Source organism: Sinisalibacter lacisalsi (genome assembly GCF_014640115.1).
GTDB classification, from domain to species: domain Bacteria; phylum Pseudomonadota; class Alphaproteobacteria; order Rhodobacterales; family Rhodobacteraceae; genus Sinisalibacter; species Sinisalibacter lacisalsi.
Window position 1 is genome coordinate 230332 of the sequence record NZ_BMGI01000001.1, and the last position, 23471, is coordinate 253802.

Below are 23471 nucleotides of genomic sequence, written 5' to 3' on the forward strand. Positions count from 1 at the left end.
CCACGAAACGGGGCTGTGTAGCCCTATTATTTCGGTTTGCCCTCAACTTCGGGCGCAAATTGCGCCGGGCCGGCATCATCCGGATCGGCGTAGTCCGCGTGCGGCGGCTCGACCTCGGCTTCCGCCTCGGTCGGCGGGGTATCCGGCGCTTCGGGTGCCGGCTTGGAAACGAGGAGCGGCAGCATCTCGGCGCCACCGTGGATTCGCGCCCCGCCCTCAGGCGGGACCTTCCAGCTCAACGTATCGAATGCCCCGCAGTTTTCGCACACGGGCACCCAGTCAGCGTGGATCTGGTTGCACTTGTCACAAACCCATTGCGGCCCGCGCGAAGCAGTCACCGCGCGCGTCAAACACGCGCGAACGGTATCGTCGTCCCCTCCCTCGCCACGTTCTATGGCTGCCATGAGCGTGAGCGACCTTTGCGTCGGATCCGTCTCGGCCAGATCGCCCAGCGCATTGCGTGCCGCGGGGTAATCCTCGTTGGCGATGTGCAGCTCGGCCAGCAGCATCCGGGTTTCGGGGTGGTCCTTCTGATGCTTGGTCAGCGCCTTGAACCGCTTCAGCCGTTCTTCCGGTGTCTCGTCCGGCCGGATAGCCGCGAATGCGGCCGCCAGATCGGGATGCGGCTGCGCCTGCCAGGCTTTCGTCAGAACGCGGGTGGCGTATCGCGGATTGTCCCGTTCCATGTAGCTAGTCGCCGCCAGCACCGCCCCGGGGATCAGGTCGGGCGAAAGCTTGTTGGCCTCGATCGCCGCTTCGCGGGCGCGGATCGAGTTGCCCTCGTCGAAAATGTCCTTGGCCTCCTGCAGCGCCAGAACCGCATCGCGCCGCTTGCCCACGTCTTTCGGCAAGGCACCGGTTTTCACCTTGGCGCCCAGCGTCTTGCGTGCGCCCGACCAATCGCTCTGCGTTGCCTGTAGCGCGAGCAGGATATCACCCGTTTCCACATGGCGCGGCTTCAGCGCAAAGGCCTTCTCGGCAAGCTTCATCGCGGTTTCCGTATCGCCCGCTTCCAGCTTCTGTTTCATGATGCCGCGAATACCGACGAAGCGTGTGCGCTCGTCCTGCAGCAACCGCTTGTAGACATCTTCGGCCTTCTTGCGGTCGCCCGCCATCTCGGCGGCTTGCGCGGTGATCAGGTTGGTCAGCTCCGGCCGGTGCAGGAATTTCTCTGCCCGCGCCGCCTTGGCCATCGCCGCGCGTTCCTCGCCCGAGGCGAGCGCCATCAGCCCATCGGCCAGCGCCTCGTAGCCCTTGCGCTCCCGGTTACGGTCGAAGTAGCGCGAGATCGCGGTTTCGTCGCCGTTGAGGAAATGCACCACCGCCGTGAGCAGGCTGATGAGCTTGAGCAGCAACCAGATCGCCAGCACGAAGAGCACGAAGACGATCGCGGCCTGCAGCGCACCAAGGTTGAACTCCTGCGCCCCGACGGCGATTCGCACGCCGCCGCCCGTCTCCATGAGCCAGCCCGCGCCCAAGGCGGCCACCGCGATAAGCGCCACGAACAGGATGATCTTGAACAGGGACCAGAGCATCATATCACCCTCATTTCGCATTCAGTTCACGGGCAAGCGCGCTGCCCGCATCGAGTGCGGCCTGCCGCGCCGCGGCCATTTCCTTCCACGCCGCCAAGGCTGGAGCACTCGCCTCGGGCATCGCTTCGAGTTCAACGAGCGCACCCGCGATATCGCCCCGCTTCAGCGCCGCCTCGGCGCGCGACAGAACCGCATCGGGATCGTCGCCCTCGCGCGGCTCCAGCGACCGGGTGCCAAGCTGGCTGCGCAGGAAAGCGCTCATCCGGCTCATGCTTCCATCGTCGACCGCCGCCTGGATCGCCGCGTCCAGCGCTTCGCGCGCCGCCGGCGGAAAAGCCTCCTGCACGGCCGCGAGCGTGGGCAGGCCCGTCTCCGCCACCTCGGCGAGCGCCGCCGGTGCCGCAATGTCCATCGTCTCGCGCAAGTCGGCGAGCGCATCGGAAAACGGCTGGCCGGTGTCCAGCGCCGTCACAACGCGGGCGAGCGCAGCGCGCGCCTTTGCCGCCCTTGCCGCCTCGGCGGCTGCCTCCTCGAGTTGCCCGACGTCGGCCTGCTGCGCTTCGAGCGCGGCCAGTTCCGCCTCGAACATTTCGCGCAGGGCCGCCAGTTCGCGTTCGTAGGCCGCGGCGGCCGCCTGTGCGGCTTCCGATCCCTCCGGAGCCAGCCGCTCGACCGCATCCAGACGGTCCACGATGCCGTCGAGCCGGGCAGAAAGCGCGTCGAGCCGTTCGGTCACCGCCGCGTCGAGCCGCGATACCTCGGTTTGCGTCGCCTCCACGGCCTGGACAAGCGAGGTGTCGGCTTCGAGCCCGGCCACCCGGTCGGCCAGCGAGCCAAGCCGGTCGTTCTGGCTTTCTACCATCGCCACAAGCGGATCTTCCTCCGGCGCGACCCCCGGGAACGGCCAGCCCTCCGGCACCACGTAACGCGCTGCGGCAAACCCGATCGCCGCCGCCGCGGCGCCCCCGAGCAACAGCGCCAGAAACACCCCCGCGCCGCGCCGCCGTGGTGCGGGTAACGGTTTGTCCGCCGCCTCGTCCGCGGGTTCGGTTTTGGCGTCGATGTCCTGAGGTTCTTCCCGGTCCGCGCCTTCGCCGTCCGCGGTCTCGCTGGCGGGATCGGAAGCGGCTCCAGCCTCGGACCCGGTCGTTTCCTCAGCCCCGGCAGCGGCGGTCTTTTCCTCGATAACCTCGGCGTCTTCCACCTTGTCGGAAGGGGGTGTCGCCTTCGTGCTTTTCCGGGTCGACGATTTCGGGTCTTCCGCCATCATGCACCTTTCGAATCTCTGGGCATCGCCAAAGGCTCTGTCTTCATGTTTGCAAGCCTAACCATCGCCCTGACAGGCTACAAGGTGACTTAGCCCCGCAGCCTCCGGGCCACGCGGTTGCGCATCTCTTCGCTCGTTGGCCGCGCGCAGACCTCCACGGCCTCCGCCCCCGTCGCCTCGTGCCAGGCTTCGGCCACGGCCGGGCTCATGGCGATGACAACCAAACCCGGACCCACCCGGACGACTTGGCTTCCAACCAAAGCCGCCGAACGCGGCGAGAACAGGGGTAGGATCACCTCGTCTTCCCCCTGGATCAAAGCTCGCGCCCGATCCGTCAATTTTCTCTCTTCCTGCCGGTAGATCACCACTTCATGTGTCTCTATTCCGGAGGACGTGAGCCTTTCGGCCACATTCCCACGCGCATGTTCCCCGCGGATGTGCAGGAGCGGGCCGGCGCCGTCGAACCCGGTCAGCAACGACTCCGCGTCATCGGCCACGCGCATGATATCGGCGCCATGCGCCCGCGCCGCCTCCGCGGTGCGCGCCCCCACGCACCAGGCCGGCACGCCCTGCAAACGGGGAACAAAGCGCAACGCGTTGGCAGATGTGAGAATCACCCCGCGATATTCCGTCAACGCGGGCAATGCGCCGGTTCCGACAATGTCCATCACCGGGGCGATCACCAAGTCGGCCACATCTTCAAACGGCTTGGAGAAGGCCCGCGATTGCGCCTCGGGACGGGTGAGCAGGAGCGTCGCGGTCATAAGCGCCTCGCGGGATTGTCTGGGGCCCTCGGCGGTGTTACCTCGGCATGAACCCCATCGCAACTGGCGCGCCATGACCAAAACCCTCACCGTACTCGGGCTGGAGTCGAGCTGCGACGATACCGCAGCGGCGGTCGTGCGTCACCGCGAAGGCGAAGCACCCGAGATTCTTTCCTCCGTCGTCGCCGGGCAAACCGCGCTTCACGCCGATTTTGGCGGTGTGGTTCCGGAAATCGCGGCCCGCGCCCACACCGAGAAACTCGATCTTTGCGTCGAAGAGGCCCTATCCGAGGCCGGCCTTGGGCTCGATGAGCTCGATGCCATCGCCGTGACCGCTGGCCCCGGCCTGATCGGCGGTGTGCTCGCGGGTGTGATGCTCGCCAAGGGCCTCGCCGCCGGCGCCGGGTTGCCGCTGATCGGTGTGAACCACCTCGCCGGCCATGCCCTGACGCCCCGCCTCACGGATGAGGCCACCTTTCCCTACCTCATGCTCCTCGTTTCCGGCGGGCATTGCCAATTCCTCCTGGTCAAGGGCACCGACGATTTCACCCGGCTCGGCGGCACGATCGACGACGCGCCGGGGGAGGCGTTCGACAAGACCGCCAAGCTCCTCGCGCTGCCGCAACCCGGCGGCCCCTCCGTCGAAGCCGAGGCGCGCAACGGCGATCCCCGGCGGTTCGCCCTGCCGCGCCCTCTGCTCGACAGGCCGGGCTGCGACATGAGCTTTTCCGGGCTGAAAACCGCGCTTCTGCGCGAGCGCGACAAGCTGCTGGAGCGCGATGGCGGCCTGCACGTGCAGGACCGCGCCGACCTTTGCGCTTCGTTCCAGGCCGCGGTGAGCGATGTTCTGGCCGAAAAATCGCGCCGCGCACTTGCCGAATACATGACCCTTTCCCCCGTCCGCCCCATCTTCGCCGTCGCCGGGGGAGTTTCCGCGAACATGACGATTCGGTCAGCATTAGATACTGTTTCTGCCGAATTCGGTGCCACCTTTCTTGCCCCTCCACTCAAGCTTTGCACCGACAATGCGGCGATGATCGCCTGGGGCGGCATAGAGGCCTTCCGTGCCGGGAGACGCGACGACATGACGCTTCAGGCCCGGCCGCGATGGCCACTGGACCAAAGCGCGCAACCCATGCTTGGATCGGGCAAGAAAGGGGCCAAGGCATGAGCGCAATCTCGGTTCTGGGCGCGGGGGCGTTCGGCACGGCACTCGCCATATCCTTGGCGCGCGACGGACGCGCGGTGACACTCTGGGCGCGTGATCCCGCCGACATGGCCTTAACGCGACAGAACGCGCGCCGCTTGCCCGGCTTCCGCTTTCCCGAAAGCCTTGCCGTCACCGGGGATCTTTCCGAGGCGGTGAAAGCTCCGATCATTCTTCTCGCCCTGCCGCTGCAGAAGATGGCCCCGTTCCTCGAGGAAAACCGGGCGCATTTCACCAACCAGACTCTGGTAGCCTGTTCGAAAGGGGTCGAGATCAGCTCGGGCCGGGGGCCGGCGGAGATCATCGCGGAAATCTGCCCCGACGCCACGCCCGCTGTTCTCTCCGGGCCGAGCTTCGCCGTCGATATCGCCGCCGGGCTGCCAACGGCTCTCACCATCGCCGCGCGAAACCCCGAACCGCTTCAGCGCGCGCTCACCAGCGCCAATATTAGGCTCTATCGGTCAACCGACATGACCGGCGTCGAACTTGGCGGGGCGCTCAAGAACATCGTCGCCATCGCCTGCGGCATCGCCATGGGTGCGGGGCTTGGCGAAAGCGCGCGCGCGGCGCTGATGACGCGCGGCTATGCCGAGATGAACCGTTTTGCCCGCGCCCGTGGGGCCGATCCGGAAACGCTGGCGGGGCTCTCGGGGTTCGGCGATCTCGCACTCACCTGCACCTCGGAGAAATCCCGCAACTATGCTTTCGGGCTCGCGCTGGGCCGGGGAGACCGGATCAACGACGACGTGACAATCGAGGGCAGGGAAACGGCGAAAGCCGTCTCCAAGGCGGCGAAAACCGCCGGAATCGATATGCCCGTGGCCGAGATTGTCGTGGCCATCGCGGAAGGCAAGGTTACCATTACGCAAGCCGTCGAGATCCTGCTCTCGCGGCCCCTGAAGGAGGAATAGCATGTTTGCCCTGATCTGCACCGACAAGCCCGGCGGCCTCGACATCCGCAAAGCCAACCGCGCCAAGCACCTCGACTATATCGCCGAAACCGGGGTGGTAATGCAGGCCGGGCCCTTTCTTGACGAAGCGGGCCAGATGTCGGGCTCCCTGGTGATCCTCGATCTCGACGATCGCCACGAAGCCGAGGCCTGGGCCAAGGGCGATCCATACGCCGTCGCCGGGCTGTTTGCCGAGGTTCGGATCGAGGAATGGAAAAAGGTGGTGGGCTGATGAATTACTGGCTGTTCAAGACCGAACCGGGCACCTGGGGCTGGGAAGATCAGGTGGCCAAGGGAGAAACCGGCGAGGAATGGGACGGGGTGCGCAACTACCAGGCCCGCAACAACATGCGGGCGATGAAACTGGGCGACCTGGGGTTTTTCTACCATTCGGTGAACGAGAAGCGCATTGTCGGCATCGTCGAGGTCTGCGCCGAGGCGCATCCGGACAGCACCACCGATGACGATCGCTGGGATTGCGTCGACGTGAAGGCGGTGCGCCCCCTGGCCAGCCCGGTGACGCTCGACATGTGCAAGGACGATCCGCGCCTCAAGGACATGGTGCTGGTCAACAATTCGCGCCTCTCGGTGCAGCCGGTCAGTGCCGAGGAATGGGCCATCGTGCTCGAGCTCGCAGGCGAAAAACACTAGGCGGCGCCCCGATCCAGCCCCATACTGCGGCAGAATGTCGCGATTGGAGGGGCAAACATGGAAATTCTCAGCGTTCTCGCCGCAGCCCTCGCTGCCTGGCTTTTCGGTGCGGCTTGGTACATGGCGCTCTCCCGACCATGGCTTGACGCGGCCGGTCTCGAGCGCGACGAGCACGGGCGACCGAAAGACAATGCCGGCCCCTTGCCCTACATCCTCTCGGCGATCGCCATGGTTCTGGTGGCCGGGATGATGCGCCATATCATCGAACAGGCTCAGATCGACACGGTTCTGAAAGGCATCATGGTGGGCGGCGGCATCGGGCTTTTCATGATCTCGCCCTGGATCATGATCAACAATGCCTATGTCGGGCGGCCCTTCAGGCTCACGCTGATCGACGGCGGATATGCCGTCTTCGGCAGCGCCATCATCGGCTCGATCCTGGTGCTTCTGTAAGAAAAAGGAGGGTCCGACCCCTCGGACCCTCCTTCCACCCCACGTGCTCCCTCAGCACCACACGTGTCTCTGAATAAGGGTCCGACCATCCTGGCCTTCTCAGCGACCTTAGAAAAACCCGCGCCGCACCGCAACCGGCGATTACCTGGAATTTCTTTCAATTACAGTATGTTGCGCGCAAGGTTTCGTTAACGAAAAAGGGCGGCCCGATGAGCCGCCCCGTGTTGCCCTGCCCGGCAGGATCAGCCGTAGACGCTTTCCTTCCCGAAATGCTTTGTCAGCATGTAGTAGACCACGGCGCGATACTTGTTGCGCTCCGAGCGGCCATAGGTCTCGATCACGGAATTGATCGCGTCCATCAGTTCGGGTCCATCCGCAAGCCCGAGCTTCTTGACGAGGAAGTTGTTCTTCACTGTCTCCAGTTCGTGATCTTGCCCCGCCGCCACGGTTGCGGCATCGGGGTCGTAGATCGACGGGCCGCACCCGATGGTCACCTTGGTCAGCAGGCCCATATCCGGCTCCATGCCGCACTTGTTGCGCAGATCATCGGCATATCTCGCGATGAGGTCGTCACGTTTTCCCATTGGTTCACTCCCAGTTCAAACACGGGCACACAGCCCCCCGCGACCGAGCGTAAGGTCAAAGTTGGCGCATCCAAAGGGGAAATTTCCCGGCAATTCCCCTGCGGGCTGTCAGTACCGGTAGTGTTCGGGCTTGTAAGGACCATCGACCGTGACGCCGATATACTCCGCCTGTTCGGGCTTCAGCTCGGTGAGCTTCACGCCGATCCGGTCGAGGTGCAGCCGCGCCACCTTCTCGTCGAGGTGCTTGGGCAGGATGTAGACCTCGTTCTTGTACTGGTCGCCCCGCGTCCAGAGCTCGATCTGGGCCAGAACCTGGTTGGTGAAGCTCGCGCTCATCACGAAGCTGGGGTGGCCGGTGGCATTGCCGAGGTTCAGAAGCCGCCCCTCGCTCAGCAGGATGATCCGCGCGCCCGACGGCATCTCGATCATGTCCACCTGGTCCTTGATGTTGGTCCACTTGTGGTTTTTCAGCGCGGCGACCTGGATCTCGTTGTCGAAGTGGCCGATGTTGCCGACGATCGCCATGTCCTTCATCTCGCGCATGTGCTCGATGCGGATCACGTCCTTGTTGCCGGTGGTGGTGACGAAGATATCTGCGCTGCTCACCACGTCTTCCAGCGTCACCACCTCGAACCCGTCCATCGCGGCCTGGAGCGCGCAGATCGGGTCGATCTCGGTCACCTTCACGCGCGCGCCGGCGCCGCGCAGGCTTGCCGCCGAGCCCTTGCCCACGTCGCCGTAGCCGCAGACCACAGCCACCTTGCCGGCCATCATCGTATCGGTCGCGCGGCGGATGCCATCCACCAGCGATTCCTTGCAGCCATACTTGTTGTCGAACTTCGACTTGGTGACGGAATCGTTCACGTTGATCGCCGGGAAAGGAAGCTGGCCATCGCGCACCAGTTGGTAGAGACGGTTGACGCCGGTCGTGGTTTCTTCCGAAACGCCCTTGATCTGGTCGCGGACCCGGGTGAACCAGCCGGGACTTTGCGCCATCCGCTTCTTGATCTGGGCCTTGATCGCCTCTTCCTCCTCCGAGGTGGGCACCGGGATGATATCTTCACCCGCCTCGGCGCGCGCGCCCAGCAGAACGTAGAGCGTGGCATCACCGCCATCATCGAGGATCATGTTGGGCCCGTCTCCGAACAGGAAGGATCTGTCGAGGTAATCCCAATGTTCTTCCAGCGACTGGCCCTTGATCGCAAACACCGGCACGCCCGACTGGGCGATCGCGGCGGCGGCATGATCCTGCGTCGAGAAGATATTGCAGCTCGCCCAGCGCACATCCGCACCAAGCGCCACCAGCGTTTCGATCAGAACCGCGGTCTGGATCGTCATGTGCAGCGAGCCGACGATGCGGGCCCCCTTGAGCGGCTTGGCCGCCCCGAATTCCTCGCGCAGCGCCATCAGGCCGGGCATTTCCGTCTCGGCGATATCAAGCTCCTTGCGGCCGTAATCGGCGAGCGCGATATCCTTCACGATGTAGTCCTGGGTCACCTCGGGTGCCTCCGTACAAATGCTGTTTGGCGCGGAGTTACCACTCGAGCGGTGAACAGACAATGACGCGCGATTGACTTGGGCGGTCATCGCGGCATTGTGCGCGCAAATCAAAGCGCTTGGGCTTAGTCCTGAAACAGGGACAAGCCGAAGCGCAGCGCAACACATGAGCGATGTGCGCGTCCCGCGAAAAGCTGTAAGTCAGGTTTTTCGCGGAACGCTTTAGGAGGCTCGCATGGCGGCACAACGCGCTTGGCAAAGAATGCTTTCGGGCCGCAGGCTCGACCTGCTCGATCCCACGCCGATGGACATCGAGATCGAGGATATCGCGCATGGCCTCGCCTTCGTGGCGCGCTGGAACGGGCAGACCTTTGGCGACTGGCCCTATTCCGTGGCCGAGCACTCCCTGCTCGTAGAGGTGATTTACGCGGGAATAGAGCCTGATTCCCCGCCGAAATGGCGGCTCGCCGCCCTTCTGCACGACGCACCGGAATACGTGATCGGCGACATGATCTCGCCGGTAAAATCCGCCGTCGGCCCGAGCTATGGCGAGCTTGATGCACGGCTTCAGGCGGCGATCAACATCCGGTTCGGCCTGCCCGCCGAAGTGCCGGGCAGGGTCAAGAAGGCGATCAAGAAGGCCGACCGCGTTTCGGCCTGGCTGGAGGCGACACAGATCGCCGGATTCTCCATTGCCGAGGCCGACAAGTTCTTCGGAAAGCCGAATCCCGCGATTATCGAAGGGATGACGCTGCACCTGCGCCCGCCGCGCGACGTGCGCGAGGCTTTCGTCGCCCGGCATGAAGAGTTGATGAAGGCGCTCTAGACCAACGCGCCGCAGATCTGTCCCGCGCTTCTTGCGGCTTGCCGCCAGCCGACGAAGCGATTTTCGCTGAAGGTCAGAACGAGATCACCCCAGGCAACCTGCCGGCTGATCCCTGCGCCGCAGCCGTCGAGCGTGAGCGCCCGGCCCGGACCAAGCTCACGGTCGAGCGCCGCGATCACGCCCTCCGGTGCGCGGCCGAAATCAACCCTGAGCGGGCTGTCGTCGACCGCTAGGCCCCCTTGATCCGGCGAAAATGTCACGCCCGTGCGCGGCGGTTTGTCAGCCAATACGGCCTCACCCCCCGTGCACCCGGCAAGGCCGAGAGCCAGAATGCAGACAGACCGGGTGCAGAGGCAGCGCACCCGCGGTGGCAGCCTCATTTCGGGCTGCGCTTGGCCAAGATGCGCTGCAGCGTCCGCCGGTGCATGTTGAGCCGGCGGGCAGTTTCGCTCACGTTCCGGTCGCACAACTCGTAGACGCGCTGGATGTGCTCCCAGCGCACGCGATCGGCGCTCATCGGGTTGTCGGGCGGCGCGGGCAGGTCATCGCCACGCGCCAACAATGCGTTGACCACGTCATCGGCATCGGCGGGCTTGGAGAGATAATCGGTTGCGCCGACCTTCACGGCGGCAACCGCCGTAGCGATGGCTCCATAGCCGGTCAGCACCACAATCCGGGCCTCGGGCCGCTTTTCGCGGATGGTTTCCACCACGTCGAGCCCGCTGCCATCTTCCAGCCGAAGATCGACAACGGCATATGCCGGCGGATGCGCGTTGGCGCTTGCCTTGCCGGCCGCAACGGAATCGGCCATCTCCGGCTCGAAGCCGCGCTTTTCCATGGCACGTGCAAGACGCCGCAGAAACGGCTCGTCATCATCGACGAGGAGGAGAGACCGGTCTTCGCCGATATCCTGCAAGTGGGTGTCAGACATGGAAATTCCTTACCGAAGTTCGCCCGATGGGCGAACACTATGCGCAAGGTCGCCGCAGGTCAATTTAACGCAGGAAAGAGCGTCGGTCTACCGCGCCGCGTCGATGAAGCAGCCGACCCGGTCGGCCATTTCCTCGTGACCCTCGTCGCGCTTGAAGAACTCGACGAAACCGGCCTCGGGCAAGACCAGGTAGGTGAAGGTGGAATGGTCGATCAGGTAGAACTCCGGATCGGGGTCTTCCTCCTTCTTGAAATAGGTCTTGTAAGCCTGGCTGGCCGCGCGAACCTGTTCCATCGTGCCGGTGTAGCCATAGGCCTCCGGGTGTAGATAATCGGTGAAATCGCGCAGGCGTTCCGGATCGTCGCGCTCCGGGTCGACCGAGATGAATGCCATCTGGGCATCGTAGCCGCGCTCGATGAGAATATCGAGCGCCTCGGCATTGCGGGCGTTGTCCAGCGGGCAGACATCGGGACAGAACGAATAGCCGAAATAGACCAGCGTCGGCTTGGTGAACATCTCGGCATCGGTCACCGGATCACCGTTCTCATCGATCAGAGACAGCGGGCCGCCGATGGAGGCGATCCCGGTTCCGATCGACGTTTCGCGGCAGTCCGCGAAGCGATCGTCATCCGCCGGGCGGCTCATCCACCAGCTCACCCCCACCAGCGCGGCAACGGCAACGGTGGCCGCGAGGGCAATGATCTTTCTCATGGGTCGTCTCCTGCTTGGCGCGCCGGCATTGATCCCCGATATGGCCGCGACATACAAGGGATCACGATGACGCAACCAGATGCGAAGGCGCACCGGCTCACATGACCGACACTTCTCCCGACCTGTTCGAGTCCCACCAGGCTGGCGGCTGGGTTCGCCTGCGCACGCTGATCGTGCTGCGCTGGGTCGCCATCGCCGGCCAGATTGCGGCCATCGGGATCAGCCAGAGGCTGTTCAACCTCGACATCGAGCTGGGCCTCTGCGCCATCGCGGTTGGCATGTCGATCATCCTCAATCTGATCTCTTTGTTCGTCTACCCGGAAAACAAACGGTTGAGCGAGCGCGAAGCCACCATGATGCTCGCCTTCGACACGGTGCAGCTCGGTTTCCTGCTCGGCGTGACCGGAGGCATCAACAACCCCTTTGCACTTCTCATCATGGCGCCCGTCACCGTCGCCGCCACGGCGCTTTCGCTGCGCGCCACGCTGGCCATCGGGCAAGCCGCGGTGGTGCTCGTTTCGGTGATTGCGTGGCTCCACCTGCCCCTGCGCACGCTGGAAGGCGAAACCCTCGCCATGCCGGAACTTTTCGCGCTGGGTTACTGGTTCGCCATCGTCGTTTCCATCGTGTTTATCGGGGTCTACACGCGTCGGGTCAGCACCGAGATCCAATCCATGAGCAAGGGGCTTCTCGCCACCCAGATGGCGCTGGCTCGGGAGCAGAAACTGACCGATCTCGGCGGCGTGGTGGCGGCCGCGGCGCATGAGTTGGGCACACCGCTCGCCACGATCAAACTGGTGAGTTCCGAGATGGTTTCCGAGTTGCCCGAGGGGTCCGACCTGCACGACGACGCCACGCTGATCCGCGACCAGGCCGACCGCTGCCGCGATATCCTCCGGTCGATGGGGCGCGCCGGCAAGGATGATCTTCAGCTGCGCCAGGCCCCGGTTTCGGCGGTGATCGAAGAGGCCGCCGAACCGCATCGGGGGCGCGGCAAGGAGATCATCGTTCAGACCGGCGACGGCACGACCATGACCGAGGAACAGCCGATGATCCTGCGGCGCCCGGAGTTGATTCACGGGCTGCGCAACCTGGTGCAGAACGCTGTCGATTTCGCGAGCTCGACCGTTTGGGTCGAAGCCTGCTGGAGCGATACCGTTTTCAGCATCCGTGTCATCGACGATGGCGTCGGCTACCCGCCCTACCTGCTCGGTCGCATCGGCGACCCGTTCATTCGGCAAACCCGAAAACGCCAACGCGATGCCCGGCGCCCGGAATACGAGGGAATGGGGCTGGGGTTGTTCATCGCCAAGACCTTGCTTGAACGCACCGGCGCAGAACTCAACTTCGCAAACGGCACCGATCCCTACACCGGGGTTGCCCGCCCCGGGCAACAATCGGGCGCTATCGTGGAGGTGACATGGTCAAGAAAGCGCACCGGCATCGAAGCGACGGACCGCACCCCGATACTGGGTGAGAATATCCAGTTCGAGGCGTGAGGCCCGCGTTCCGGGCGCGCTTAAGGCTTCGTTAACCATGCGCGGATTACGCTTCGGGTGACCAAGATTAACGCCCGGTGTATCGGAATGCTCAATACGCTTGTCGCCCTCCTTCTGATCGTCACCGCCTTTCTTGTCGCACTCGCCGCGCTCATCGCCTTCGGGCTTGTCGACAAGCGGCGCTCAAGCCGGTTGCGCCAGTTCTCCGAATCCGAGCGCGACGCGGTGGTGTTCATATTCGAGGACGAAACCTTGCTCGACGCCACGCCGGCGGCACGGCGGTTTTTGGAATCGTCGACGCACCGTGGCACCAGTTGGACCCATCTTGCGGCCCTGGTCAGCCCCCGGTTCCCGAAGTTCAACGAACGCATGCACGACCTTGCCGAATTCGGCGAACTGGTTCTGACCTCGACCGACGCCACCGCCCGGATCAAGGCGGAATGGCATGACGGCGTTGCGCGGATTACGATCGAGAACACCGAGCCGGGCGACCACGGCAGAGAGCTCGACAGCCAGAGCCTTGCGGCGATGACCCAGGAACTCGAGTCTCTGCGCACGAATGCCGATCACACCCCCTATCCCCTTTGGCGCATGGCGCATGGCGGCGTGATTACATGGTGCAACGCGGCCTATCTCGATCTTGCAGACAGTTTGCGGGGGTCGGACGACCTGCCTTCCTGGCCTCCCGCGACCGTATTCGAGCTATCCGATGACGCGCATGACCAAGGCGGGCAAACACCTAGTCCCCAGCGCGTGGCCATTTGCCCGCCTGGACAGAACACGCGGCACTGGTTCGAGGTTACGACTGCGGAACTCGAAAACGGCGATCGCTTCCACGCCGCCGTCCCGGTGGATCGCCTGGTGCGCGCCGAAACCGCGTTGGATGAGTTCGTCACGACCCTGACAAAGACATTCGCCTCCCTACCCATCGGGTTGGCCATATTCGATCGCTCCCGTGAATTGGCCCTGTTCAACCCGGCGCTGATGGACCTGACCGTTCTGCCGGCCGAGTTCCTGATCTCGAAACCCTCGCTCTCGGCGTTTCTCGACAAGCTGCGCGAAGCCCGGATCATGCCGGAACCGAAGGATTACCGCTCATGGCGGCACCAGATGTCGGATCTCGTGGCGGCGGCACAGAACGGCACCTACGAGGAAACCTGGGCGCTCCCGACCGGGCAGACCTACCGCGTCACCGGGCGGCCACATCCCGACGGCGCCGTGGCGCTCCTGTTTGAAGATATCTCGGCCGAGATCTCGGTGACCCGCCGTTTCCGGGCGGAACTCGAAACCGGGCAGGCCGCGCTCGACGCGCTGCCACAGGCGGTGGCTGTGTTCTCGGCGGGCGGCGTGCTTGCGATCTCGAACGCAGCCTACGCAGATCTGTGGGGCAATGATCCTTCCACCAGCCTCGATGACATCACCATTCTCGACACCGTCAAACGCTGGCAGATGAAAACCGCCCCGAACGCCATCTGGGACCAGGTGCGGCGTTTCGTCTCGCAGTCCGGACCACGGGAGAGATGGCACGCCCATGTTCCGATGACAAACGGCCAGATGCTCGAATGCCGGGTGCAGCCTTTGGCGCGGGGGGCGACGATGATCAGCTTTGTCCTGCCGCAAACGCAGTTAACACCTCGCCAAGACGCCGGCGAAGTTCCCGATCGGTGGACCGAGCCGACCACCATCGAAGCCTGAACTACCCGCTTGCGAGGCACGGGGCCTGCGTTACAACGAACGCATGACCGTTTCGCCCCTCCGTTTCGCACTCACCTCGCCAGAGGCCACGGCCCGCTTCGGGGCCGCGCTCGCCCTCCGGCTGAAGCCCGGTGACACCATCCTGCTCGATGGGCCGATCGGAAGCGGCAAGACGCACTTCGCCCGGTCGTTGATCCAGGCGCGCCTCGCAGCCGACGGCGCCCCCCTCGAAGATGTGCCTTCGCCCACCTTCACCCTGGTGCAGACCTATGACACCGGGAAGGTCGAGATCTGGCACGCCGATCTCTACCGCCTCACCCACCCCGACGAGATCGAGGAACTCGGCCTTACCGACGCATTCGACACCGCGATCTGTCTTGTCGAGTGGCCCGATCGCCTGGGCGACCTGGCCCCCGAGAACGCCCTGACCCTGAGCTTCACCCAAGGCGAGGATGAGGACACGCGTTGGCTGGCGCTGGACGAAACCAGCCCTTGGCGCGGCAGATTAGGCTCTATCCTTGACGAATTCCGCAATGACTGAGCAACGCGAGACGCATATTCGCGGCTTCCTCGCCGGTGCCGGGTGGCAAGATGCGCGCCGCGCCAACCTCGCCGGCGATGCCTCGAACCGCCGCTACGAAAGGCTTTCGCAAGGCCCCGATGATGGGCAGGCCGTGCTCATGGATGCTTCCCCCGAAAAAGGCGAAAACATCCGGCCGTTCATCGCGATTGCCCGGTATCTGAAGAGCCTTGGCCTGTCCTCGCCCCGTGTTCTTCACGCGGATGAACGCGAAGGGCTGGCTCTGCTGGAAGACCTTGGCGACGATCTGTTCGCACACGTGCTCGAAGAGGTGCCGGACCTGGAAACAGAACTCTACCTCGCCGCAACCGACGTGTTGCTCCGGCTACATGAGGCGCCCCCGCCGGCGGCGGCGGATTACGGCCCGGCAACAATGATCCCCCTCGCCGGCCTGGCCCACGATTGGTACGGATATGGCGCGACGGGCCGGCGCAACGAAGCTGCGAAGGCCGCCATGCTGGCCACGCTCGGCGAGGCCTTCCAGAACTTGAAGCCATGGAAACCGGTTCTGGTGCTGCGCGACTATCACGCGGAAAACCTGTTCTGGCTGCCCGAACGCAAGGGCGTGGCGCGGGTTGGACTCATCGACTTCCAGGACGCCGGGATCGGCCACCCCGCCTACGATCTCGTCTCGCTTGCCCGCGATGTCCGCCGCGATGTTCAGGTCGAGACGCAAGAACGCATGATCCGGCATTATTGCTCGGCGACGAGACAGGACGTCGACGCCTTTCGCCAGGCCGCAGCGCTCATGTCGGTGCAGCGAAACCTGCGAATTCTTGGCGTTTTCGCCCGGCTTTCGATGCATTTCGGAAAGCCTCAATACGTTGATCTGATCCCGCGCACATGGGCGATCCTGATGGAAGACCTCGCCCATCCGGCCCTCGAACCGCTTCGCAAGCGCATCTGCGATGACCTGCCCCACCCCAACCCACAGATCCTGGCGGAGCTGAAAGCAAAATGCGGCACCATCCCGAGGCTTTGATGATCTTCGCCGCGGGTCTTGGCACGCGGATGAGGCCCCTTTCCACAACCCGGCCGAAGCCGCTCGTCGAAGTCGCCGGCAAGCCGCTCGTGGATCACGCCCTTGAAATCGCGGATTCCGCCGGAATAGAGACGATTGTAGCCAATGTTCACCACCTCGCCGACCAACTGGTGCAGCACCTCGGGCCGCGCCGCGTGACGGTTTCCGACGAGCGTGAACGGGTGCTGGAAACCGGCGGCGGGCTGCGCCACGCCCTGCCGCTTCTCGGTGAAAACCCTGTGTTCACGCTGAACTCGGATTCGGTCTGGACCGGGGAGAACCCCCTCTCCCAGCTTCGGGCCCGGTGGGATCCGGAACGCATGGACGCGCTCCTGCTCCTGGTGCCGAGGCGAAATGCGCGGGGCCATGCGGGTTCGGGTGATTTCATCCTTGGGACCGAGGGAAGGTTGGCGCGTGGTCCCGGGCTCGTCTATTCTGGGGCCCAGATCATCAAGACAGAAGGGTTGGCCGCCATCTCCGAAGACGTGTTTTCGCTCAACCGCCTGTGGGACCGGATGCTTTCCGATGGTCGGTTGTTCGGAACCGAGCACCGCGGCGGGTGGTGCGACGTCGGCGATCCCGAGGGGCTCGCGGCCGCGGAAGCGATGCTGGCCGGAGGTGCCGATGTTTGAGCCAGGCGCGGCGCCTCGCCTTTTTGCCCTGCCGCCGGGCGTCGACTTTCCTCGAGCCGTGGTTGAAGGTTTGCGCCACCGTTTCGTGGATCGCCCGCCCGAAGCCCTCGCCCGGGTGACCCTTTTCGTCAATACGCGGCGGATGCAGCGCAGGCTTGTCGAGCTTTTCGACGAAGGACCGGGCGTTCTTCTGCCCCGCATCCGGCTGGTGACCGATCTTGGCCAGGACAGCGCCTTCGCCGATCTGCCGCCAGCCGTGTCACCGCTGCGCCGACGGCTCGAACTGGCCGATCTCGTGGCCCGCCTGCTCGATTCGCAACCCGATCTCGCTCCACGCGCTGCGATCTACGATCTCGCCGACAGTCTCGCCTCGCTGATGGACGAGATGCAGGGTGAAGGCGTCACGCCCGAGACGATCCGGCAGCTCGATGTCTCGGATCTGTCAGGGCATTGGCAGCGCAGCCTGACGTTCATCAACGTGGTTGAACGCTTTTTCGGAGAAAGCAGCGAAGAGCCGCCCGATCTCGAGGCCCGGCAACGGCGCGTGATCGAACGGCTGGCGCGGATCTGGGAGCAGGCTCCGCCCGCCGATCCGGTGATCGTTGCAGGCTCGACCGGGTCGCGCGGTGCAACCCAGTTGCTGCTGCGTGCGGTCGCACGCCTGCCGCAAGGCGCGGTGATCCTGCCGGGTTTCGATTTCGATATGCCCGATTCCGGCTGGGCCGCGCTTCAGGATGCGCTGGCGTCGGAAGATCACCCGCAATTCCGGTTTTCAAAGCTTATCGACGGGCTTGATCTGCGTCCTCAGGATGTCCGGCGCTGGACCGAGGCCGTCGCCCCCGCCGCTGCGCGCAACCGGCTCGTTTCGCTCGCGCTGCGGCCTGCTCCGGTGACCGACCAATGGCAAGCAGAAGCACCACTTTTTGCCGAAATAGAGACTGCTGTAGAGGCGGTTTCGTTCATCGAGGCGCCATCTCTAAGGCTAGAGGCCAGCGCCATCGCACTCATCCTCCGCGACGCGGCGGAGCGCGGGATCGAGGCCGCGCTGATCACGCCGGACCGAAACCTTTCGCGGCAGGTCACCGCGGCGCTGGATCGGTGGCGGATAGAGCCCGATGACTCGGCCGGTCATCCCCTGCCGTTGACGGCCCCCGGACGATTGCTGCGCCAGGTGGCCGAACTGGCCGGGCAGCGGATCAATGGGCCCGACCTGCTTGCGCTCCTCAAACACCCGCTGACCAACACCGGCAGCGGAGAGCGGGGCGAGCACCTGCGCCATACCCGAGACCTCGAGCTTGAAGCCCTGCGTGAAGACATGCCCTATCCCACGCCGGACGCGATCGCGGCCTGGGCGAAACGGCGCGAGGATCGAAAGACCTGGGCGGAATGGGTCGGCCTCGTGCTCGGCAAGCTGGCACGCTCCGGCTTCCAGCCGCTCACCGATCACGTTGCCGGCGCGATTGACGCTGTGCAGCTTCTCGCCGCTGGTCCCGGCCTCGCTGGAGCTGGGGAGCTGTGGGAGAAGCCGGCCGGCCGCGAAGCGCGCAAGATCATTGACGAACTCGTTCGCGAGGCGCCGTGCGGCGGCAGCATGGGCCCGGGCGACTTTCGCGATCTCTTCACATCGGTTCTGAACCGGGGCGAGGTGCGCGACCCGGTGCAACCGCATCCCCGCATCCGTATCTGGGGCACGCTGGAGGCCCGGGTTCAGGGTGTTGATCTCGCTATCCTTGCTGGGTTGAACGAAGGCACCTGGCCCGAAACCCCGACACCCGACCCATGGATGAACCGGAAGATGCGGTTCGACGCGGGGCTTCTCCTGCCCGAACGGCGCATCGGTCTTTCGGCGCATGACTTCCAGCAAGCCATTGCCGCGAAGAACGTGGTTCTCACGCGGTCGGTTCGCGACGCCGAAAGCCCCACCGTGCCATCTCGCTGGATCAACCGGCTGACAAACCTGATGCAGGGGATGTCGCCGGAAGCGGCGAGGGCGCTGGAGGACATGCGCGCAAAGGGCAACAAATGGCTTCGGCTGGCAGAAACCCTCGATGACACCGATCCTGTTGGGCCAGCACCTCGCCCTGCGCCACGCCCCCCTGTCGAGGCGCGGCCCAAGAGCCTTTCGGTAACCCGCGTGAGCCGCCTCGTGCGCGACCCTTACGCGATCTATGCCGAGAAGATCCTCGATCTCCGCCCGCTCGGGCCGCTCAACCGATCCGCCGATGCGCCGCTTCGCGGCACCATCCTTCACAAGGTGATGCAGCGGTTCATCGAAGAAACGCCGTCGGGGGAGGCGCCCGGCGAGGGGCACGCCCGGCTTATGAACCTCGCCCGCGAGGTGCTCGAAGCCGAGGCGCCATGGCCGGCGGCCCGGGTGCTTTGGCTGGCGAAATTCGGGCGGGTGGCGGATGCGTTCCTTTCCGGCGAGGCAGACCGGCAATCCCGCGCCAGCCCGGTGAAAACGGAAGTGCGGGGCGCGCTGCCGCTGGAAACGCTCGGCTTTACCCTGACCGGAACAGCCGACCGGATCGACCGTGACGATAGCGGAGCGCTCTATATCTACGATTACAAAACAGGCTCTATTCCGTCCAAAAAACAGCTTGAGACCCACGAAAAGCAACTTTCCCTGGAAGCCGTCATGGCCGAAGCCGGTGCCTTCGACGGGCTCGAGAAGGCGCGCGTGGCTCAGGTTGCCTACATCGGTTTGGGCGCAAAGCCGGAGTTTCGGGTTGTCGACATGAGCGCCGAAATGATCGGCAAGGTGCGCGAAGAGCTGGCGGAACTCATCGCGGCCTACCAGCAACGCGCGCAGGGCTACACCGCGCGCCGGCTGGTGGAAACCCGGGGCTTCCCCGGGGATTACGATCACCTCTCGCGCTTTGGCGAGTGGGACCACACCGATGCGCCCGAACCCGAGAAGGTCGGCCCATGACCCCGAACGACGCAACCTTGCGCCAGATCGAAGCCGCCGATCCCCTGGCCAATACATGGCTGAAGGCGAATGCCGGGTCCGGCAAGACGCGGGTGCTCACCGATCGTGTCGCGCGGTTGCTTCTTTCGGGCGTATCCCCGCAAAACATCCTGTGCCTCACCTACACCAAGGCCGCGGCCAGCGAGATGCAGAACCGGCTTTTTGCGCGGCTCGGCGGCTGGTCGATGAAGCCCGATGACGCGTTGCGCGAGGAGTTGCGCGAACTCGGCGTTGAAGATGCGAGTGATCTGGCCAAGGCCCGACGGTTGTTCGCCGGCGCGATCGAAACGCCGGGCGGCCTCAAGATCCAGACGATCCATTCGTTTTGCGCCTCGATCCTGCGCCGGTTTCCACTGGAGGCCGGCGTCTCGCCGCAATTCGCCGAGATGGACGACCGCACCGCTCGGCAGCTGCAGGCCGAAGCGCTCGACGAGATGGCGTCCGGGCCGGAGCAAAACCTGATCGGAGCCCTGGCGGCGCACGTCACCGATGCCGATTTCACCCGCCTGGCCAACGAGATCCTCAACCGCCGCGCGGCTTTTGAGACCGAAACGGACGAAGCGGAGATCTGGCGCTGGTTCAACCTTCCGAAAGGGTTCGATGAGGCAGCGCTCTTCGACTCGGTGTTTGCGCCCGGCGATGGCCAGCTGATCGCGGACATTCTACCATTCTTCCTTGCTGGAACGTCGACGGACAAGAAGAACGCGGAGAAGCTCGCAGCCGTCAACATTGCCTCGCCTTCGGTGCGGGATTTGGAGGTTCTCGAAGGCGTCTTTCTGACCGGGGCCGGGGCAAAAGAGCCATTTTCTGCAAAGATAGGCTCTGTTCCAACCAAGGCCACGCAGAAAGCGGCGGCGCATCTGATGCCGCGGCTGGACGCGCTCATGCACCGCGTCGAGGCCAGCAGGGAACTTCGGGTGGCCCTCGGTTCGGCGCGCAAAACCAAGGCGCTGCACGCCTTCGCTCATCCCTTTCTCACCCGCTACGAGGCAAGCAAGCAGGCGCGTGGCTGGCTTGATTTCGATGACCTCATCACCCGCGCCGGTCGCCTCTTGAACCATCCCGGCCTCGCGGCATGGGTGCTCTACCGGCTCGACGGCGGCATTGACCATATCCTCGTGGACGAAGCGCAGGATACCTCGCCGGCGCAATGGCGCGTGATCGAAAGCCTGGCGCGGGAATTCACGGCCGGCGAGAGCGCAAGATCCGAAAAACCGCGCACGCTGTTCGTGGTCGGTGACCTGAAGCAATCGATCTATTCGTTCCAAGGTGCGGACCCCACGGGCTTCACCCGCATGCAGGAACAGTTCGAGGGCGCCTTCCGGCAGGTCGGCGCCGAGGTGCGCGGCATGGAGCTGGAATACTCGTTCCGGTCGTCCTGGGCGATTCTCAGCATGGTCGACCACACGCTGGAAGCCGCGCCCGGATTGGGGCGCGAGATCAAGCATCGCACGCTGGATCTGGACCGCCCCGGCCGAGTTGATCTCTGGCCGGTGGTGGAAGGGCAGGACAGCGAAGCGGACCCGCCCTGGAATCATCCCGTGGATGTGCCCGCGCCCGACGCGCCTGCGGTCGTACTCGCGAACGCCGTGGCCGACGCTATCTCAGACATGCTTGAATCAGGGTCTATTCCTGCAAAAGACGGCGGTATGCGCGCCATTCGCGCCGGTGATGTGATGGTTCTGGTAAGGCGGCGATCGGAACTGTTTCACCAGATCATCCGCGCCTGCAAGGCCCGGGGCCTCCCCATAGCAGGCGCCGATCGCTTGCGCATCGGGGGTGAGCTTGCGGTGAAGGATCTGACCGCCGTTCTCGCTTTTCTTGCCACGCCCGAAGATGACCTGTCCCTCGCGGCCGCGCTTCGGTCACCGCTCTTTGGGTTGACCGAGGATGACCTGTTTCGGCTAGCCCATGGGCGTGGCGGCCGGTTCTTGTGGAACCAGCTTCGCGGGAGCGGGGAAGCGCACGGTGAAACCATCGAAATCCTCAACGATCTGCGGGGCCAGGCCGACTATCTCAGACCCTATGATTTGATCGATCGCATCCTCACACGCCATGACGGGCGCCAGCGGCTGGTGGCACGGCTTGGCGCCGAAGCCGAAGACGGGATCGACGCCCTTCTGGTGCAGGCACTTGCCTATGAGCGGGTCGAGGTGCCGAGCCTCACCGGTTTCCTGACTTGGCTGGCAAGCGATGACGTCGAGATAAAACGGCAACTCGACAGCGCCGGCGACCAGATCCGGGTCATGACCGTTCACGGCGCCAAGGGGCTCGAAGCCCCGGTTGTGATCCTGCCAGAAACCGCGAAACGCCGGGCGCCGAACCGGGATCGGCTGATCGAAACCGCCAGCGGCGTGTGTTGGCGGCTGGGCGACAACGACGCACCGCAGGTGATCCGCGAAGCGGTGAACGAGGCCAAATCCCGCGACGAAGAGGAAAGCATGCGCCTTCTGTACGTGGCCATGACGCGGGCAGAAAGCTGGCTCGTCATTGCAGGGGCGGGCGACGTGGGTGCGGCTGACAGCGCCGAGAGCTGGTATCGGATCGCCGAGGCGGGCATGAGATGCGCAGGAGCGGTGGCGGAGGATTTTGCCCTTGGGTCCGGGCTGCGATACGAGATCGGGGATTGGGGCGCAGGGGCAACCGAGGAGGAGCCGACCGTCGGCCAGCCTCGACCCTGGTCACCGGATTGGCTCCACACCCACGCAACACTTCCGGCACCGCCTCCCGCCGCGCTGCGCCCATCCGAGCTTGGGGGTGCAAAGGTCATCGGCTCAGAGCAGATCGACGAGGACATGCAGGAAGCCGCGCTGCGCCACGGCCGGCAGGTTCACCGGCTGCTGGAGTTTCTCCCGGCTTACGATCGCGCGTCATGGGGGGACGTGGCGCGTGAGCTTCTTGCCTTCGGCGAGGACGCGGCAACGCCAGAAGAAGCGGCCTTCTTGCTGGAAGAAGTGCGCGCGGTTCTCGACGCGCCCGATCTGAAGCCGCTTTTCGGTGCAAACGCGCTGGCCGAGGTGGAAATCTCGGCACCGGTTTCGCGTGCAGAGGCTGAAAGGGTCCACGGGGTGATCGACCGTCTGATCATTGGCCCCGATCGCGTTCTTGCCGTTGATTTCAAGACCAACCGTATCGTGCCCGAACAGGTCGAAGACATTCCGGAGGGCCTGTTGCGGCAGATGGGGGCCTATGAGGCTGCGCTCGCGGCGATCTATCCCGGCCGCGCGATTGCGTCTGCATTGCTCTGGACCCGCACCGCACAGCTGATGCTGCTTCCCGAAGGGCTGGCGCTGCGCGCTTTTGGCCGACTTGACGGATCGCGGCCCCGTTCATAGGTTCACCTCAACCCGTTTTTTCAAGGAGTCCCCTGATGACCACCTACGCTGTGACCGACGACACGTTCGAACAGGAAGTTCTCAAGAGCGATATTCCCGTCGTTGTCGACTTTTGGGCCGAATGGTGCGGCCCGTGCAAGATGATCGGCCCCGCTCTCGAAGAGCTGGCAACCCAGTACGAAGGCAAGATCAAGGTTGCCAAGGTCAACGTTGACGAAAACCCCTCTTCGCCCGCGATGATGGGCGTGCGCGGTATCCCGACGCTGTTCATGTTCAAGGACGGTCAGGTTGTTTCGCACAAGGTCGGCGCCGCCCCCAAAGCCGCGCTCGACAGCTGGATCAACGAAGTCATCTGAGCCACA

22 protein-coding genes are annotated in these 23471 nt (G+C 64.5%); 14 read left to right on the forward strand and 8 right to left on the reverse strand.

The window, feature by feature from the left end; all coding sequences use genetic code 11:
• Nucleotides 1-26 precede the first annotated feature (26 nt).
• The 3 genes from IEW01_RS01030 to IEW01_RS01040 form a co-directional block, all read right to left on the reverse strand.
• The gene (locus IEW01_RS01030) at nucleotides 27-1535 is read right to left on the reverse strand and encodes a heme biosynthesis protein HemY (RefSeq protein WP_188526635.1); all 1509 of its coding nucleotides are present in this window, start codon (nucleotides 1533-1535) and stop codon (nucleotides 27-29) included.
• Between the two features lie 10 nt (nucleotides 1536-1545).
• Nucleotides 1546-2802 (reverse strand): COG4223 family protein, encoded by a 1257-nt coding sequence (locus IEW01_RS01035; protein WP_188525746.1) that lies wholly within the window; start codon nucleotides 2800-2802, stop codon nucleotides 1546-1548.
• Between the two features lie 89 nt (nucleotides 2803-2891).
• Complete coding sequence (locus tag IEW01_RS01040) at nucleotides 2892-3566, reverse strand: uroporphyrinogen-III synthase (RefSeq protein ID WP_188525747.1); 675 nt, start codon at nucleotides 3564-3566, stop codon at nucleotides 2892-2894.
• A gap of 73 nt (nucleotides 3567-3639) precedes the next feature.
• Between IEW01_RS01040 and tsaD the strand changes: the two genes are divergently transcribed.
• From tsaD to IEW01_RS01065, 5 genes are read left to right on the forward strand one after another with little or no spacing between them, the layout of a single operon-like run.
• Nucleotides 3640-4737: a tRNA (adenosine(37)-N6)-threonylcarbamoyltransferase complex transferase subunit TsaD gene (gene tsaD / locus IEW01_RS01045; protein ID WP_188525748.1), complete on the forward strand. Its 1098-nt coding sequence runs from the start codon at nucleotides 3640-3642 to the stop codon at nucleotides 4735-4737.
• Nucleotides 4734-5684 carry an NAD(P)H-dependent glycerol-3-phosphate dehydrogenase gene (locus tag IEW01_RS01050; RefSeq protein ID WP_188525749.1) on the forward strand — a complete coding sequence of 317 codons (951 nt, stop codon included), beginning with the start codon at nucleotides 4734-4736 and terminating at the stop codon, nucleotides 5682-5684. Before tsaD ends, IEW01_RS01050 begins: the two co-directional genes overlap by 4 nt.
• Nucleotide 5685: 1 nt before the next feature.
• Nucleotides 5686-5955, forward strand: a complete 270-nt coding sequence (locus IEW01_RS01055; RefSeq protein WP_188525750.1) for a YciI family protein — start codon at nucleotides 5686-5688, stop codon at nucleotides 5953-5955.
• Nucleotides 5955-6374 (forward strand): EVE domain-containing protein, encoded by a 420-nt coding sequence (locus IEW01_RS01060; protein ID WP_188526636.1) that lies wholly within the window; start codon nucleotides 5955-5957, stop codon nucleotides 6372-6374. The genes IEW01_RS01055 and IEW01_RS01060 overlap by 1 nt, the downstream gene beginning before the upstream one ends.
• Nucleotides 6375-6431: 57 nt before the next feature.
• Nucleotides 6432-6827 carry a DUF1761 domain-containing protein gene (locus IEW01_RS01065; RefSeq protein WP_188525751.1) on the forward strand — a complete coding sequence of 132 codons (396 nt, stop codon included), beginning with the start codon at nucleotides 6432-6434 and terminating at the stop codon, nucleotides 6825-6827.
• Nucleotides 6828-7069: 242 nt separating this feature from the next.
• Here the strand turns inward: IEW01_RS01065 and IEW01_RS01070 are convergent, their stop codons facing one another.
• Together IEW01_RS01070 and ahcY are read right to left on the reverse strand one after the other, a co-directional pair.
• Nucleotides 7070-7411 carry a DUF2853 family protein gene (locus IEW01_RS01070; RefSeq protein ID WP_188525752.1) on the reverse strand — a complete coding sequence of 114 codons (342 nt, stop codon included), beginning with the start codon at nucleotides 7409-7411 and terminating at the stop codon, nucleotides 7070-7072.
• Nucleotides 7412-7519: 108 nt separating this feature from the next.
• Entirely contained in the window at nucleotides 7520-8908 is a 1389-nt protein-coding gene (gene ahcY / locus IEW01_RS01075; RefSeq protein ID WP_188525753.1) for an adenosylhomocysteinase, read from the reverse strand.
• A 235-nt stretch (nucleotides 8909-9143) separates the two neighbouring features.
• Between ahcY and IEW01_RS01080 the strand changes: the two genes are divergently transcribed.
• The gene (locus tag IEW01_RS01080; RefSeq protein WP_188525754.1) at nucleotides 9144-9734 is read left to right on the forward strand and encodes an HD domain-containing protein; all 591 of its coding nucleotides are present in this window, start codon (nucleotides 9144-9146) and stop codon (nucleotides 9732-9734) included.
• Here IEW01_RS01080 and IEW01_RS01085 read toward each other — a convergent pair.
• The 3 genes from IEW01_RS01085 to IEW01_RS01095 form a co-directional block, all read right to left on the reverse strand.
• Complete coding sequence (locus IEW01_RS01085) at nucleotides 9731-10021, reverse strand: hypothetical protein (RefSeq protein ID WP_188525755.1); 291 nt, start codon at nucleotides 10019-10021, stop codon at nucleotides 9731-9733. The two genes, IEW01_RS01080 and IEW01_RS01085, sit on opposite strands and share 4 nt — an antisense overlap.
• 89 nt (nucleotides 10022-10110) lie before the next feature.
• Nucleotides 10111-10665 (reverse strand): ActR/PrrA/RegA family redox response regulator transcription factor, encoded by a 555-nt coding sequence (locus IEW01_RS01090; RefSeq protein WP_188525756.1) that lies wholly within the window; start codon nucleotides 10663-10665, stop codon nucleotides 10111-10113.
• Nucleotides 10666-10752: 87 nt separating this feature from the next.
• Nucleotides 10753-11376: an SCO family protein gene (locus tag IEW01_RS01095; RefSeq protein WP_188525757.1), complete on the reverse strand. Its 624-nt coding sequence runs from the start codon at nucleotides 11374-11376 to the stop codon at nucleotides 10753-10755.
• Between the two features lie 101 nt (nucleotides 11377-11477).
• Here IEW01_RS01095 and regB point away from each other — a divergent pair, with 101 nt between their 5' ends.
• From regB to trxA, 8 genes are all read left to right on the forward strand, one after another.
• Nucleotides 11478-12875, forward strand: coding sequence for a sensor histidine kinase RegB (gene regB / locus IEW01_RS01100; protein WP_188525758.1), 1398 nt, complete (start codon nucleotides 11478-11480; stop codon nucleotides 12873-12875).
• 87 nt (nucleotides 12876-12962) lie between these two features.
• Nucleotides 12963-14570, forward strand: a complete 1608-nt coding sequence (locus IEW01_RS01105) for a PAS-domain containing protein (protein WP_188525759.1) — start codon at nucleotides 12963-12965, stop codon at nucleotides 14568-14570.
• A 43-nt stretch (nucleotides 14571-14613) separates the two neighbouring features.
• Complete coding sequence (gene tsaE, locus IEW01_RS01110) at nucleotides 14614-15111, forward strand: tRNA (adenosine(37)-N6)-threonylcarbamoyltransferase complex ATPase subunit type 1 TsaE (protein ID WP_188525760.1); 498 nt, start codon at nucleotides 14614-14616, stop codon at nucleotides 15109-15111.
• Nucleotides 15104-16132 (forward strand): aminoglycoside phosphotransferase family protein, encoded by a 1029-nt coding sequence (locus IEW01_RS01115; RefSeq protein ID WP_188525761.1) that lies wholly within the window; start codon nucleotides 15104-15106, stop codon nucleotides 16130-16132. The genes tsaE and IEW01_RS01115 overlap by 8 nt, the downstream gene beginning before the upstream one ends.
• The gene (locus IEW01_RS01120) at nucleotides 16108-16803 is read left to right on the forward strand and encodes a nucleotidyltransferase family protein (protein ID WP_188525762.1); all 696 of its coding nucleotides are present in this window, start codon (nucleotides 16108-16110) and stop codon (nucleotides 16801-16803) included. The genes IEW01_RS01115 and IEW01_RS01120 overlap by 25 nt, the downstream gene beginning before the upstream one ends.
• On the forward strand, nucleotides 16796-19735 hold the full coding sequence (addB, locus tag IEW01_RS01125) for a double-strand break repair protein AddB (RefSeq protein ID WP_188525763.1): 2940 nt from the start codon (nucleotides 16796-16798) through the stop codon (nucleotides 19733-19735). Before IEW01_RS01120 ends, addB begins: the two co-directional genes overlap by 8 nt.
• On the forward strand, nucleotides 19732-23109 hold the full coding sequence (gene addA / locus IEW01_RS01130) for a double-strand break repair helicase AddA (RefSeq protein ID WP_188525764.1): 3378 nt from the start codon (nucleotides 19732-19734) through the stop codon (nucleotides 23107-23109). The genes addB and addA overlap by 4 nt, the downstream gene beginning before the upstream one ends.
• Before the next feature lie 35 nt (nucleotides 23110-23144).
• Nucleotides 23145-23465 (forward strand): thioredoxin, encoded by a 321-nt coding sequence (gene trxA, locus IEW01_RS01135; RefSeq protein WP_188525765.1) that lies wholly within the window; start codon nucleotides 23145-23147, stop codon nucleotides 23463-23465.
• Nucleotides 23466-23471 lie beyond the last annotated feature (6 nt).